Origin of the sequence: Ruegeria sp. HKCCD7221, from assembly GCF_013031225.1 — a bacterium.
Classification (GTDB): domain Bacteria; phylum Pseudomonadota; class Alphaproteobacteria; order Rhodobacterales; family Rhodobacteraceae; genus Ruegeria.
The window spans coordinates 876,130-889,752 of the sequence record NZ_WPZE01000001.1; the positions used below are offsets into that span (position 1 = coordinate 876,130).

At 56.8% G+C, this 13,623-nt stretch carries 14 protein-coding genes; 9 read left to right on the forward strand and 5 right to left on the reverse strand.

Annotated features, from left to right (window positions below):
• The first annotated feature begins 23 nt into the window (after positions 1-23).
• On the forward strand, positions 24-1,028 hold the full coding sequence (locus GOX73_RS04360) for a GlxA family transcriptional regulator (protein WP_171121447.1): 1,005 nt from the start codon (positions 24-26) through the stop codon (positions 1,026-1,028).
• Here GOX73_RS04360 and GOX73_RS04365 read toward each other — a convergent pair.
• Positions 1,025-2,122 (reverse strand): PQQ-dependent sugar dehydrogenase, encoded by a 1,098-nt coding sequence (locus tag GOX73_RS04365; protein WP_171125035.1) that lies wholly within the window; start codon positions 2,120-2,122, stop codon positions 1,025-1,027. The genes GOX73_RS04360 and GOX73_RS04365 overlap by 4 nt on opposite strands.
• A gap of 153 nt (positions 2,123-2,275) precedes the next feature.
• On the opposite strand from GOX73_RS04365, the gene GOX73_RS04370 reads away from it, so the two are divergent.
• The 7 genes from GOX73_RS04370 to GOX73_RS04400 all read left to right on the forward strand — a co-directional run bounded on the left by GOX73_RS04370 (position 2,276) and on the right by GOX73_RS04400 (position 8,345).
• Complete coding sequence (locus tag GOX73_RS04370; RefSeq protein ID WP_171134797.1) at positions 2,276-3,457, forward strand: ABC transporter substrate-binding protein; 1,182 nt, start codon at positions 2,276-2,278, stop codon at positions 3,455-3,457.
• A 127-nt stretch (positions 3,458-3,584) separates the two neighbouring features.
• Positions 3,585-4,373, forward strand: coding sequence for an ABC transporter ATP-binding protein (locus GOX73_RS04375; protein ID WP_171121450.1), 789 nt, complete (start codon positions 3,585-3,587; stop codon positions 4,371-4,373).
• Complete coding sequence (locus tag GOX73_RS04380; RefSeq protein ID WP_171125031.1) at positions 4,370-5,200, forward strand: ABC transporter ATP-binding protein; 831 nt, start codon at positions 4,370-4,372, stop codon at positions 5,198-5,200. The genes GOX73_RS04375 and GOX73_RS04380 overlap by 4 nt, the downstream gene beginning before the upstream one ends.
• Positions 5,201-5,210: 10 nt before the next feature.
• Positions 5,211-5,612 (forward strand): hypothetical protein, encoded by a 402-nt coding sequence (locus GOX73_RS04385; RefSeq protein ID WP_171125029.1) that lies wholly within the window; start codon positions 5,211-5,213, stop codon positions 5,610-5,612.
• On the forward strand, positions 5,612-6,622 hold the full coding sequence (locus tag GOX73_RS04390; protein ID WP_171125027.1) for a branched-chain amino acid ABC transporter permease: 1,011 nt from the start codon (positions 5,612-5,614) through the stop codon (positions 6,620-6,622). The genes GOX73_RS04385 and GOX73_RS04390 overlap by 1 nt, the downstream gene beginning before the upstream one ends.
• Positions 6,619-7,932 carry a branched-chain amino acid ABC transporter permease gene (locus GOX73_RS04395; RefSeq protein WP_171125025.1) on the forward strand — a complete coding sequence of 438 codons (1,314 nt, stop codon included), beginning with the start codon at positions 6,619-6,621 and terminating at the stop codon, positions 7,930-7,932. Before GOX73_RS04390 ends, GOX73_RS04395 begins: the two co-directional genes overlap by 4 nt.
• 140 nt (positions 7,933-8,072) lie before the next feature.
• Positions 8,073-8,345 (forward strand): hypothetical protein, encoded by a 273-nt coding sequence (locus GOX73_RS04400; protein ID WP_254428763.1) that lies wholly within the window; start codon positions 8,073-8,075, stop codon positions 8,343-8,345.
• Between the two features lie 45 nt (positions 8,346-8,390).
• On the opposite strand, the gene GOX73_RS04405 is transcribed toward GOX73_RS04400, so the two are convergent.
• Positions 8,391-9,932: a helicase HerA-like domain-containing protein gene (locus GOX73_RS04405; RefSeq protein WP_171125023.1), complete on the reverse strand. Its 1,542-nt coding sequence runs from the start codon at positions 9,930-9,932 to the stop codon at positions 8,391-8,393.
• A 436-nt stretch (positions 9,933-10,368) separates the two neighbouring features.
• Between GOX73_RS04405 and GOX73_RS04410 the strand changes: the two genes are divergently transcribed.
• On the forward strand, positions 10,369-10,962 hold the full coding sequence (locus GOX73_RS04410; protein WP_171121455.1) for an invasion associated locus B family protein: 594 nt from the start codon (positions 10,369-10,371) through the stop codon (positions 10,960-10,962).
• Between the two features lie 57 nt (positions 10,963-11,019).
• On the opposite strand, the gene GOX73_RS04415 is transcribed toward GOX73_RS04410, so the two are convergent.
• Genes GOX73_RS04415 through lpxD form a run of 3 tightly spaced genes read right to left on the reverse strand, consistent with a single transcriptional unit; the run spans position 11,020 to position 13,619 of the window.
• On the reverse strand, positions 11,020-12,228 hold the full coding sequence (locus tag GOX73_RS04415; protein ID WP_171125019.1) for a beta-ketoacyl synthase: 1,209 nt from the start codon (positions 12,226-12,228) through the stop codon (positions 11,020-11,022).
• Between the two features lie 9 nt (positions 12,229-12,237).
• Positions 12,238-12,495 (reverse strand): acyl carrier protein, encoded by a 258-nt coding sequence (locus GOX73_RS04420; RefSeq protein ID WP_171121457.1) that lies wholly within the window; start codon positions 12,493-12,495, stop codon positions 12,238-12,240.
• A 32-nt stretch (positions 12,496-12,527) separates the two neighbouring features.
• The gene (gene lpxD / locus GOX73_RS04425; RefSeq protein WP_171134798.1) at positions 12,528-13,619 is read right to left on the reverse strand and encodes a UDP-3-O-(3-hydroxymyristoyl)glucosamine N-acyltransferase; all 1,092 of its coding nucleotides are present in this window, start codon (positions 13,617-13,619) and stop codon (positions 12,528-12,530) included.
• Positions 13,620-13,623 lie beyond the last annotated feature (4 nt).

Consider the following 13,623-nt stretch of genomic DNA (forward strand, 5'->3'; position numbering starts at 1 on the left):
CGCCGAATCAAGGACACCTCGCCATGCAAGAGCAACGCCAAGTTGTCACGGTGGAAGACACTGCGGCCAACCCTAAGAATTTCGTATTTGTCTTGCTGGACAAATTTTCGCTGCTGTCCTTTGCTTCGGCGCTGGACAGCCTGCGTATTGCCAATCGCATGGCCGACAAAGAACTGTATTCGTGGACTTTTGCAGGCGAAGGCGGTGATACCGTCAAATGCTCGGCCGGGACCGAGTTCAAGCTGGACACCGATCTGAACGAATTGCAGCGCGACGACGTTGTGATCATATGCGGCGGTGTAGACGTTCAGGCGGCGACCACCAAGAAAGTTCTGAATTGGGTTCGGCGCGAGGCACGGCGTGGTCTGAAAATCGGCGGGCTTTGCACAGCGGCCTATACTCTGGCCAAGGCCGGACTTCTGGACGGCAAACGTGCGACGATCCACTGGGAAAACTCGGACAGCTTTATCGAGGAATTCGATGAGGTCGAACTAACAAAGTCTGTTTTCCAAATTGATGGCAACCGGATGACAACTGCGGGCGGGACCTCATCCATCGACCTGATGCTGAAGATCATCGCTGATGATTACGGCGAAGATCTTGCCAACGCGGTCGCCGACCAGATGATCTATTCCTCGATCCGCACCGATCAGGACACGCAGCGCCTGTCCACCCCTACCCGCATCGGCGTGCGCCATCCCAAGTTGAGCCAGGTCATCCTGATGATGGAAAAAAACATCGAGGAGCCGATCTCACCTTCGATCCTTGCCAAGGATGTGGGCATGTCCACGCGCCAGTTGGAACGCCTGTTCCGTCGCTACCTGAGCCGTTCTCCCAAGCGGTACTACATGGAGCTTAGGCTGCACAAAGCGCGCAACCTGCTGATGCAGACAGATATGAGTGTCATTAACGTGGCGCTTGCCTGCGGCTTCGCCAGCCCCTCGCATTTCTCGAAATGCTACCGCGCTCACTATAATACGACACCATACCGGGAGCGTGGTGCCCAAAGTGGTCGCCTTTCGGTTTAACCCTGGGGCGCCATCCGATAAACCGCGCCTTCTCCTACGGAAATAAACCAAATGGACCCGTCAGGCGCTTCAACAATGTCCCGGACGCGCTCGGTCTCGGCTCCTTTGATTTGCTCGACTTCCTTTAGGGGTGACCCCTCAAGCCGGGCGATGTAGTTGAACTTGAGCGACCCCACGAAGATGTCGCCCTTCCACTCGGGCCAGAGTTTTCCGGAATACACCATCAATCCCGAAGGTGCGATGGATGGGTCCCAGTAGAATTTCGGTTGCTGCATCCCGGACTTCGCGGTGCCTTCGCCGATTGACTTGCCTGAATAATGCTTACCGTAGGAAATAACCGGCCAACCGAAGTTCTGACCCGGCAGAACAAGATTCACCTCATCCCCGCCCCGCGCACCATGTTCCGACGTCCACAGTCGCCCTTGTGCATCAAGACCCGCGCCCTGTGGGTTTCTATGCCCATAAGACCAAATCTCGGGCCTTAAATCGGGTTGACCGACAAACGGGTTGTCAGACGGGACCGAACCATCCCGGTTTATCCGGATTACCGAGCCGATATGGTTCGACCTGTCCTGAGCTTGAGGCCGGTCACCGCGATCACCGATTGTGACAAACAAGGTTCCGTCATCGGCTTCTACGACCCGAGACCCAAAATGCCGACCACCAGATCCCCCCGGCATGGCTTCGAAGATCACCCTTAGATTTGTAAGGCGTTTTCCGTTCTCTGACAGGCGTGCGACCGCCACGGCAGTTCCTGCACCACCCTTCTGACGTTTTGAGAAAGTAAGAAAAATCTCGCGGCTTTGGGTAAAATCGCGTGCGATGGTCACGTCCAGCAACCCACCCTGCCCTTTGGCCACCACATCCGGTGCACCGCGCACCCGGCGTGCGTCCCCGTCAGTGACATATAATAGCTGTCCGTCACGCTCGGTCACCAGAAACGTACCGTCTGGCAGTATCCCAACCGCCCACGGGGTATCCAGCCCATCGATAAGTGCGCTCACCTGCACCGGACCGGCTGATGTTCTTAGTTCATCGGCGTCGGCCACCATTGGACCGAACAACAGGAGTGAAACCGCGAACGCTCTGAGCATGGGGATCTCCACTTTAGGGGCACTGCGACAACCGCAACAAAACAAATAGGATTATGGGCCGCAAAAACACGTTTGCGTTAGGACTTTTCTTTTCCGAACAGCTTGCCTAGGGTCATGCCCAGAACGAATACGTTCACAATAGGGAGTAACCATATGAAAAAGCTGCTTACAGCAACTGCAGCAACCGCTCTGCTGTCCGGCACCGCAATGGCCGAAGATGTCACACTGGGCGTTCTGTTCGGCTTTACCGGTCCGATTGAATCGCTGGCACCTGCCATGGGCTCGGGCGCAGAACTGGCAATGGCCGAAGTCACCGAATCCGGAAAACTGCTGGACGGTTCGTCTGTTTCGGCTTCCCGCGCTGACACCGGCTGCATCGACAACGGTCTGGCCACCTCGAACGGTGAGCGCATGATCGCAGACGGTGTCGCTGGCATCATCGGCGGCGACTGCTCGGGCGTGACCGGAGCGATCCTGCAGAACGTCGCGATTCCGAACGGCATGGTCATGATCTCACCGTCGGCAACCTCGCCCGGCCTGTCGACCATGGAAGACAATGGCCTGTTCTTCCGCACCGCACCATCGGATGCGCGCGAAGGTCAGGTAATGGCCGACATCCTGAACGACCGTGGCATCAGCTCGATCGCTCTGACCTACACCAACAACGACTACGGTAAAGGTCTGGCGGACGCGATCCAGTCGTCGTTCGAGGCTTCGGGTGGCGAAGTCACCATCGTGGCCGCGCACGAAGACGGCAAGGCCGACTACTCGGCCGAAGTGGGCGCGCTGGCCTCGGCCGGTGGCGACATACTGGTGGTCGCAGGCTATCTGGATCAGGGCGGTCTGGGCATCATCCAGTCGGCGCTGGACAGCGGTGCGTTTGACACATTCGGTCTGCCCGGTGGCATGATCGGTGACTCGCTGCCCAATAACGTCGGCCCCGACCTGAACGGCTCGTTCGGTCAGATCGCCGGTTCGGGCGGTGAAGGTGCTGAAAAGTACTTTGCCATGGCCGAAGCTGCGGGTTTCGACGGCTCTTCGCCCTATTCGCCCGAAAGCTATGACGCCGCAGCGCTGTTCATGCTGGCAATGCAGGCCGCCGGGTCCACCAACCCTGCGGACTATGGCGCCAAGATTGTGGACGTCGCCAACGCTCCGGGTGAAAAGATCTATCCCGGTGAACTGGCCAAGGGTCTGGAAATGCTGGCCGCAGGTCAGGACATCGACTATGTCGGCGCGTCGGGCGTTGAACTGATCGGCCCCGGTGAAAGCGCCGGTTCGTATCGTGAGATCGAAGTCACCGACGGCGAAAACAAGACCGTCAACTTCCGTTGATCGGACTTAAATAGTCATAAAAACAAGCAGCCCGGGCCTTGTGTCCGGGCTGTTTCAATGAAAAAAGGCCGCACCCCGGCAAACGGGGATGGGACAACAACGCCGAAAACGGCGGCTAGGGGAAAAGATGATCGTCGTCGAAGACGTGCACAAGCATTTCGGCGGGTTTCATGCGGTGGACGGGGCATCGCTGGAAATCCAAAAGGGCTCGATCACCGGTCTGATTGGGCCGAACGGGGCCGGAAAAACCACTCTGTTCAACGTGATCGCGGGCGTTCTGCCGCCGACCAGCGGCAAGGTTCATATGGACGGTGAGGACATCACCGGCCTGCCCCCGCATGAGCTGTTCCACAAAGGCCTGCTGCGCACGTTCCAGATCGCGCATGAGTTTTCCTCGATGTCGTGCCGTGAAAACCTGATGATGGTGCCCGGCGCGCAATCGGGTGAATCGCTTTGGAACACATGGTTTGGGCGCAAACGCATCGCTGACGAGGAACGCGCGCTGCGCGCCAAGGCCGATGAGGTGCTTGAGTTCCTGACCATCGAACATTTGGCCGATCACAAGGCCGGTCAGGTCTCGGGCGGCCAGAAAAAACTGCTAGAGCTTGGCCGCACCATGATGGTCGACGCCAAGATCGTGTTTCTGGACGAGGTTGGTGCAGGCGTGAACCGTACCCTGCTGATGACCATCGCCGACACGATCCTGCGCCTGAACAAGGAACGCGGCTATACCTTTGTGGTCATCGAACATGACATGGATTTCATCGGCAAAATCTGCGACCCAGTCATCTGTATGGCCGAGGGCAAGGTGCTGGCCGAAGGTACCTTGGATGAGATCAAAGCGAATGAGCACGTCATCGAGGCCTATCTGGGTACCGGCCTGAAAAACAAAGACAAGCTGGAGGCCGGGGCGTGAGCGACAATCCTTATCACGACGACAAGGGCAACAAGGACGCCTCGATCACCAACGCGCATGGCGTCGGCACGATGACCCCCGCCCATCGCAAAAGTGGCGAGACACATAAAGTCGAAGGTGGCCCTTTCCTGATTGGTGACACCATGACCGGTGGTTACGGCAAAGGGCCAGACATCCTGCACGATTGCTCCATCGCCGTCGACAAAGGCGAGATTGCGGTGATCGTCGGCCCTAATGGCGCGGGCAAATCGACCGCGATGAAGGCTGTATTCGGCATGCTAGACGTCCGCGCCGGAGCTGTTCGACTGGACGGCGAAGACATCACCAAACTGTCGCCGCAGGACCGGGTGATCAAGGGGATGGGCTTTGTTCCGCAGACGTCGAACATCTTCACCTCAATGACGGTGGAGGAAAACCTTGAGATGGGTGCCTTCATCCGCCGCGACGATATCAGCCAGACGATGGAGCAGGTCTATGACCTATTCCCCATCTTGCGCGATAAACGCAATCAGGCAGCCGGAGAGCTATCGGGCGGCCAACGCCAACAGGTCGCCGTGGGCCGCGCGCTGATGACTCAGCCCAAGGTGCTGATGCTGGACGAACCCACCGCCGGTGTCTCGCCCATCGTGATGGATGAGCTGTTTGACCGGATCATCGAGGTTTCCCGCACCGGATTGCCGATCCTGATGGTCGAACAGAATGCCCGTCAGGCACTGGAGATCGCGGACAAGGGATATGTGCTGGTTCAGGGGCGGAACGCCTATACCGGAACGGGCAAGGAACTGCTGGCCGATCCCGAAGTACGTAAGAGTTTCTTGGGGGGGTGAGGTGCTTCGTATGAAAGTCATTACCGCTCTTGCGGTTTTTCACGTGTTCGTCTTTGCGACTATGCCCGCGTCTGCTGAAACCTACACTTGTCATGCAGAAAAATTCTGTTGGAACGCGGCTTACTCGACTCCGCAGGGCTGCCAGAAGGATAATCGAGCGTTCGAGGTTTCCATAAACAAACGTCGAATGACCCTTGCTGGCGGCGGTTTAGAAATAGTGTTGAAGGAAGCTCGGCCTTATTGGCAAGATGTCGATTGGTATCAATCCGGCATGACCGACACTCGTGGCTTGATCAATGTTGCTTTCGACAATGAATCCAACGAACCATCGTTTTCCCTTGAACATATGATCGAAGATTCCGTGCAGCGCAAATTGTGGACGTTGGTAGGAATTTGCGAGGTGATAAACTAATGGACTTCCTCAACGCCCTTGTGGCGCTCTCCAACTTCGTTCTTGTTCCCGCAATCGCCTATGGCAGCCAATTGGCGCTGGGGGCGCTGGGGGTGACACTGATCTATGGCATCCTGCGGTTCTCGAACTTTGCCCATGGCGACACAATGGCCTTTGGCGCGATGATTGCTGTGTTGGTAACTTGGGGTCTGCAAGCGGCAGGCGTCAGATTCGGGCCGCTGCCGACCGCTCTGCTTGCCTTGCCCTTTGCCATACTGGGCTGTATCGTTCTGGTTCTGGTCACCGACCGGCTGGTTTACAGGTTCTACCGCGAACAAAAGGCCAAACCGGTCATTCTGGTAATCGTGTCGATGGGCGTGATGTTCATCATGAACGGGATCGTGCGATTCATCATCGGACCGGATGATCAACGCTTCTCGGACGGCGCGCGATTCATCGTCTCGGCTCGTGACTTCAAAGCGATGACCGGGCTACGTGAAGGGCTGGCGATCAAGACTTCTCAGGGCATTACCGTGGTTGTTGCGGTTGTCGCCGTGGTGCTGTTGTTCTGGTTCTTGAACAAGACCCGCACCGGCAAGTCGATGCGCGCCTATTCCGATAACGAAGATCTGGCCCTGCTGTCAGGCATCAACCCAGAACGCGTAGTGATGATCACATGGATCATTGTCGCGGCGCTGGCGACCACGGCGGGTGTGCTCTACGGCCTCGACAAAAGCTTTAAGCCTTTCGTCTATTTCCAGCTTCTGCTGCCGATCTTCGCCTCGGCCATTGTCGGCGGTCTTGGCAATCCGATTGGTGCCATCGCCGGTGGTTTCATCATCGCGTTTTCCGAAGTGACCATCACCTATGCGTGGAAAAAGGTGCTGACCTATCTAGCACCCGAAGGTCTGGAGCCCTCGGGCCTCGTTCAGTTCCTGTCCACCGATTACAAATTCGCCGTCAGTTTCGTGATCCTGCTGATCGTGCTTCTGTTTAAGCCCACGGGCCTGTTCAAGGGGAAAGCGGTATGACCGAGTCCGTCAAAAACACGCTGCTTTTCATTGCGGTCGGCTCTCTGATCCTGCTGACAGGATTCACGCAAAGCTGGAACTCGGCCATTTTGATCCTGAACATGGGGCTGATCTCGGCGATCATGGCGATCGGGGTGAACCTGCAATGGGGCTATGCGGGCCTGTTCAATGTAGGCGTCATGGGATTTGTCGCGCTGGGCGGATTGGCTGTGGTACTGATCTCAACCCCGCCCACGCCGGGCGCTTGGTCGGCCGGGGGGTACGGTATTCTGCTAGCCCTGCTTTTGGGTGCCGCGACAGTGGTCGCAGCCGTGCTTGTCGCCACGCGAATGCCAAAGGGACGGATGCAAACCCTGTCTATCATCGGTATTCTCATCGCCGGGTTCTTTATCTATCGCGCGGTGTTCGATCCCAGCATCGCCGCGGTCGAGGCGATTGATCCAGCAGTCGCAGGCAATATCGGCGGTTTGAACCTGCCGGTTCTGTTGGCATGGCCTGCGGGCGGCTTGCTGGCAGCGGGCGCGGCCTGGTTGATCGGGAAAACTGCGCTGGGCCTGCGGTCAGACTATCTGGCGATTGCGACGCTGGGTATCGCCGAGATCATCATCGCCGTCATGAAGAACGAAGACTGGCTGGCTCGTGGCGTCAAGAATGTCTACGGCATCCCGCGCCCCGCCCCAGTGGTGGGTTATGAGGTCGAGTTGCAGGCCGATCCCGGCTTTATCGCCCGCGCCGAATGGCTGGGGCTTGATCCCGTCACGGCCTCGACCCTTTCGGTCAAGCTGGGCTATTCGTTGCTGTTCACAATCGTCCTGCTGGCGCTGCTATGGATGGCGCAAATGGCGCTAAAAAGCCCATGGGGTCGAATGATGCGCGCCATTCGCGACAACGAAGTCGCGGCCGAAGCAATGGGCAAGGACGTCACCCTCCGCCACTTGCAAATCTTCGTTTTGGGGTCGGCGATCTGCGGCATTGCTGGCGCGATGATGACCACGCTTGACGGCCAGTTGACGCCCGGCACCTACAATCCGCTGCGGTTTACATTCCTTGTTTGGGTCATGGTAATTGTCGGCGGGTCCGGCAACAATTTCGGCGCAGTTCTGGGGGCTTTCCTGATCTGGTTCCTGTGGGTCCAGGTCGAGCCGATTGGCTTGTGGATGATGAACCTGATTACGGCAGGAATGCCGGACGGCAGCGCGCTTAAGGCACACCTGATTGAAAGTGCCGCTCATATGCGGCTGTTCACTATGGGTCTGATCCTTCTCATCGTGCTCAGGTTCAGCCCACGAGGATTGATACCCGAAAAATAGACTGACCCAAGGTTAAGTTTCAAACCGCGCCAAGTGTTTGGCGCGGTTTGTTGATTTCAGCGTATCGCTTGTTTACACGATAGGTGACCGCAGTGCTTCAGGCCGGTGTTCCTCTCACCCTGGATAACGCGGACGGCCTGATGAGTATGAAAAGAGTTCACATGAAAACCTTGATCACCAAAACAGTTCTTTTTCTACCGCTTGTCGCAGGTTTGTCGGGATGTATTCCGTCACCCGAAGACGTCGAAAGCGCACCGGTGAAAGTTCAAACCCCCAAGGGCGAAGTCACCTGCCAGCTTTATCGCCTGGACCGGGTAATCTGGGATCGCGCCACTGACTTCCCGGCTGACAAGATGTCGGTGCCAGAGGCGGACGCCTACTGTAAGCAGGAAGGCCAGCGCCGCCTGAAGTGATCCGGCTGGCTGCGCGCTGAACCAAATTGGTCCGGCGCGCGGCCCCTAATTGTTTTTAAACAATCCACCAAGGATACCGCGAACAATGCGGCGTCCGGTAGTGCCTTTCAGCTCTTTGATGACCGCCTCGCTCATCGCCGACGTAAACGTATCCTTTTTGCGGGTGACGCGGGACGAAGACCGCCCCACCCTGCTGCCGGAATAGCGTCGCGCTGTCGAAAATTCACGTTCGGCCACGGATTGAGTTTCTTCGTGTTCTTCCGCTTCAGCAGCGGCTGCGGCGGCGGCCGAAGCACGGGATTTCAAAATCTCGAAGGCGGACTCTCGGTCTTGCAGCGCATCATATTTTGCTTTCATCGGGGACGTATCCATCACGGCCTGACGCTCGGCCGCAGTTACCGGGCCAAGCTGCGAGCCCGGCGGTCTGATCAAAGTACGTTCGACAATACCCGGCACGCCCTTTTTCTGAAGCATCGAAGTAACGGCTTCGCCAACCCCGACCTCACGGATTGCGGCCTCGGTATCAAAGGCCGGGTTTTCGCGATATGTCTCGGCTGCAAGGCGCAGGTTCTTCCTGTCCCGCGCCGTAAAAGCGCGCAGTGCATGCTGAATCCGGTTTCCGAGCTGACCAAGAATATCTTCTGGGATATCTGCGGGGTTCTGAGAAATGAAGTAAACACCAACCCCCTTCGAACGGATCAGGCGCGCAACCTGTTCGACCTTGTCCACCAAAACTTTTGGGGCGTCTTCAAACAGCAGGTGCGCCTCATCAAAGAAAAACACCAACTTTGGCTTATCCGGATCGCCGACTTCGGGCAGTTCTTCGAACAGTTCACTAAGCAGCCACAATAGGAACGTCGCATAAAGACGCGGCGCACCCATCAGCTTGTCCGAGGCAAGGATATTCACGACGCCCTGCCCGTTTTCATCAACGCGCATCAAATCCGCAAGTTCCAAAGCTGGCTCGCCGAACAGGTTAGTGCCACCTTGGTTTTCAAGAACCAAGAGGCGTCGCTGAATGGCCCCTATCGAAGCCGTCGAGACATTGCCAAAGCGTAAGGACAACTGGGTTCGATTTTCACCGATCCACACCAACAACGATTGCAGGTCCTTAAGGTCCAGCAGCGGCAACCCTTCTTCGTCCGCCACACGAAAGGCGATGTTCAAAATACCTTCCTGTGCCTCGCTCAGATCCATTAGACGAGACAGAAGAAGCGGTCCCATCTCAGTTACGGTTGTACGGACGGGGTGCCCTTGTTTGCCAAACAGATCCCAAAAGGCGACAGGGCACGCCGCATAGGAATAATCTGTGAAGCCAATTCTTTCGGCGCGTTCGTGAAAAGACTTGTGCAGTTTATGCGCTTCACTACCCGCCTTGGCCAACCCGGACAGATCACCCTTAACATCGGACAAAAACACCGGAACACCTGCCTGCGAAAATCCCTCGGCAAGAATTTGCAATGTCACCGTTTTTCCGGTTCCAGTCGCACCAGCGATCAATCCATGCCGATTGGCATATTTCAACGTCAAGGATTGAGGCTGGCCATACTCGTCACCCGCGCCACCTAAAAAAATACCATTTTCCATATGATTATGGTCCCAATATCCACCGATCTGACGGCAGCATACAAATTTAATATTTAACTGCGATAGTCTATTCGTTGTCTCCGCAGTGAGAGGTGCGAGGCAACGATCTTCCTCCCTGTCGACTGGCCGCGCTTTCGGGCGCGGCTTTTTTTTAAGATTGCGGCCTATGTCATTAAATTTTCAGGTTTGCAGTTGACCGATGCGCTCCCCTCTCGTAACGTCTGCGCATAACTAAGTCGGCCAGTCCGACGGGGAGAAAATTCAGTTGAAGGGAGCCGCTCCACCGGCTCCCTTCTTCGTTGGAAAAAGCCGCGAAAATCGCGGCAAACCGGCAAGATTCCGATCACTTCCCTGCATTTTGAAAGCTTAGTGCCTGACACCCTGCCACAAGGATGTTAAACCGGGCAAAAAGCTTAACCAATCTGCCGAGGCGTTCATGTTCAAGAAACTTCTCTCACTCAACATTGTTGGCGCCGTGCTTCTATCAGGCGCGGTTGCAGCTCAGGAAACTCAATCCGGTGAATCTCAACCGGCGCAGGCAGACAGTGGTCTTGATCTGGGTCAGTCCGGGCCGCGTGTCGGCGAACAGTTCATCAAGGAAAAGTCAGGCGACTGGGAGGTTTCCTGCATCAAGGCCGAAGAGGGCAATGACCCCTGCGCCTTGGTCCAGATCCTGAACGGTCAGCAGGGTGAACCTATTGCCGAAGTCACCATTGGTAAATTGCCCGCTGGTGGAGCTGCCGCTGCATGGGCCAGTGTGATCGTTCCCCTTGAAACCCTGCTTCAGGCGCAGCTTGCCCTGTCAATCGACGGAGCACCGCGCAAACTCTACAATTACCACCACTGTGTTCCTGTCGGCTGCGTTGCCCAACTTGGGTTGAGCCAAGGCGATGTCGACGCAATGAAAGCAGGTAGCAAAGCGGTTCTGTCGCTGGTTCCGGCCCGTTTTCCGGATCAGGTTCTGTCAATGGACATGTCGCTTGCGGGATTCACGTCGGGGTTTGACAGCCTGACGGCACAGCAAAACTAAGAACGGCAGACAAAGGCGGCTGAAGAAATAGTCGCCTTTCTTTTCCGCCCGACGTGCTTAGACACGTTTCAGCGCCAAAACCGCATTCAGGCCGCCAAAGGCAAACGCATTGCTCAGCGCCACATCTACTTTGGCGTCGCGCGCGTCATTTGGCACCACGTCCAAGGCGCACTCGGGATCAGGTTCTTCATAACCTATGGTTGGCGCGATCACCCCGTCGCGCAAAGCCATTATGCAGGCCAGCAACTCAACAGCTCCGGTTCCTCCAATCAAGTGACCGTGCATCGACTTGGTGGACGAGATCATCAACTCGTCCGCATGCGGCCCAAAGACATCAGCAACGGCAGCACATTCGGTTTTGTCGTTGGCTGCCGTCCCCGTGCCGTGCGCATTGATATAACCAACCTGATCTGTGTTCAGACCCGCATCGGACAACGCACCAGACATGGCCCGCGCCGCGCCCTGCTTGCTGGGCATTACGATATCCGATGCATCGGATGACATCGCGAAGCCGACGACCTCGCACAATATGTCCGCACCACGGGCGCGCGCGTGTTCATATTCCTCGAACACAAAAACTCCAGCGCCTTCACCCTGAACCATTCCATTCCGGTTCGCGCTGAACGGGCGGCAGGCGTCCTTGGACATGACGCGCAGTCCCTCCCAGGCTTTGACGCCGCCAAAGCAGAGCATGGATTCCGAACCCCCGGTCAGCATCGTTGGCGCAGCGCCGCTGCGCACCATCTGAAATGCTAGCGCCATAGCGTGGTTCGAGGACGCACAGGCCGTCGAAACAGTAAAGCTTGGCCCCTTTAGGTTATGTTCCATCGACACATGGCTGGCAGCAGCATTATTCATCAATTTGGGCACGACGAACGGGTGAACCCGGTTCTTTCCATCCTCATAGACTGAGCGATAATTGTCGTCCCACGTCGAAACGCCCCCTCCGGCCGTGCCCAGCACTACACCGGACCGCGCGGCCAGATCACCGTGAAACTCGATACCGGATTGTTCGATTGCTTCCTTAGCAGCCGTCAGCGTGAACTGCGTGAACCGATCGTACAGGGTCATTTGCTGTCGGTTAAACCGGCCCTCGGCCTCGAACCCCCGGACCTGACCACCGATTTTGATGGCCAACCTCTCAACGTCGCGGAACTCCAGTTCGGAAATCCCACAGCGGCCCTCACGCATTGCTTCAAGTGTGGCGGGAACGGAGTGGCCCAGCGAATTGATCGTCCCGGCCCCGGTAATGACAACGCGTTTCATGATCTTGTGTCAGACCTTTTCCGACACAAGTTTTTCGATGCCGGAAATGATCGCTGCCACGTTCGAGATGTCGAAATCACTTGCCGTGGGTTCGTTGGCATTGAATGGAACAGTGATATCGAACTCTTCCTCGATGGCGAAAATGCTTTCCACCAGACCAAGGCTGTCGATTCCAAGATCCTCGAGCGTACTTTCGGGCGTCACATCCGAAGGTTCCAACACGGCCTGTTCGGCGATGATGGCGATGACGCGTTCGGTGATGCTCATGTCGAACCTCTGATTGTCCCGTTGAGGGTGATTTAATCGTTCGGAGCCTGTTTGAAAACAGCCTTTTTGAGCGCCTCTACGTCACGCGCCATGCGTGGAAGGCGGCGCTGGGCTTTGTACATGTCCGTATGCGTTTCCATCTTTACGCCCGGATACCCCATAATCACACGCCCGGCCGGCACATTGGAAAGGATTTTCGTACCCCCACCTGCGATCACACCGTCGCCGATAAAAATGTTATCGACCACACCGGTTTGACCGCCAAGAACCACGTTATTGCCGATCTCGACCGAACCTGAGACGCCTGTTTGTCCGCACAGTAGGCAATCTTTACCAACACGCGTGTTGTGGCCGACATGCACTAGATTATCCAATTTCGAGCCATCACCGATATACGTGTTTCGGATTGTGCCGTTATCGACCGTGCAATTTGCGCCGACTTCGACATCGTCCCCGATTTCAACCGCGCCAAGCGAGTGGATACGCAACCAACTTTGCGCCCGCGCATCGCCCTGGTCACCCAACGTTTTACGCACGTTTTCTACGCCTGATACCTCGGGCGTAACAAAGCTAAACCCGTCGCCACCAATCCGGGCACCCGGTTGCGCAATGAAACGATGGCCGATTTGGGCTCGGGCGCCGATGCCGACCATCTCGCGCAGCAACGCGTTCTCACCCAAGACGGCATCCATTCCGATCACACAATGCGCGCCAATCACGGCCCCTTTGCCGATCTTTGCGCGCGCGCCAATCACCGCCAATGGACCAATCGAAACGCCGTCGGCCAGTTCCGCAGTTGGATCAACCACAGCCGAGGGGTGAACACCGTGCGCAACACCCTGCCCCGGATCAAGCATCGAAGTGATCCCAGCCATGGCCATTCTGGGACGAGCAACAAAAATAGCGGCCTTCAGGCCCAATGCCCGCCAATCGGCCCCTGCCCACAGAACCGCCGCCTGCGCGTTCCCCGCACCAAGAGCGTCGGCATATTTTGGCGACATGGCCATTGCCAAATCCAAAGGCCCCGCATCACCGGGTTCTGCTGCGCGCTCAATGGCAAGATCACCTTCGCCCTGGTATTCAGCACCCAGGGCTTCGGCGATTTGTAGAATTGTGTACTGCATGTCG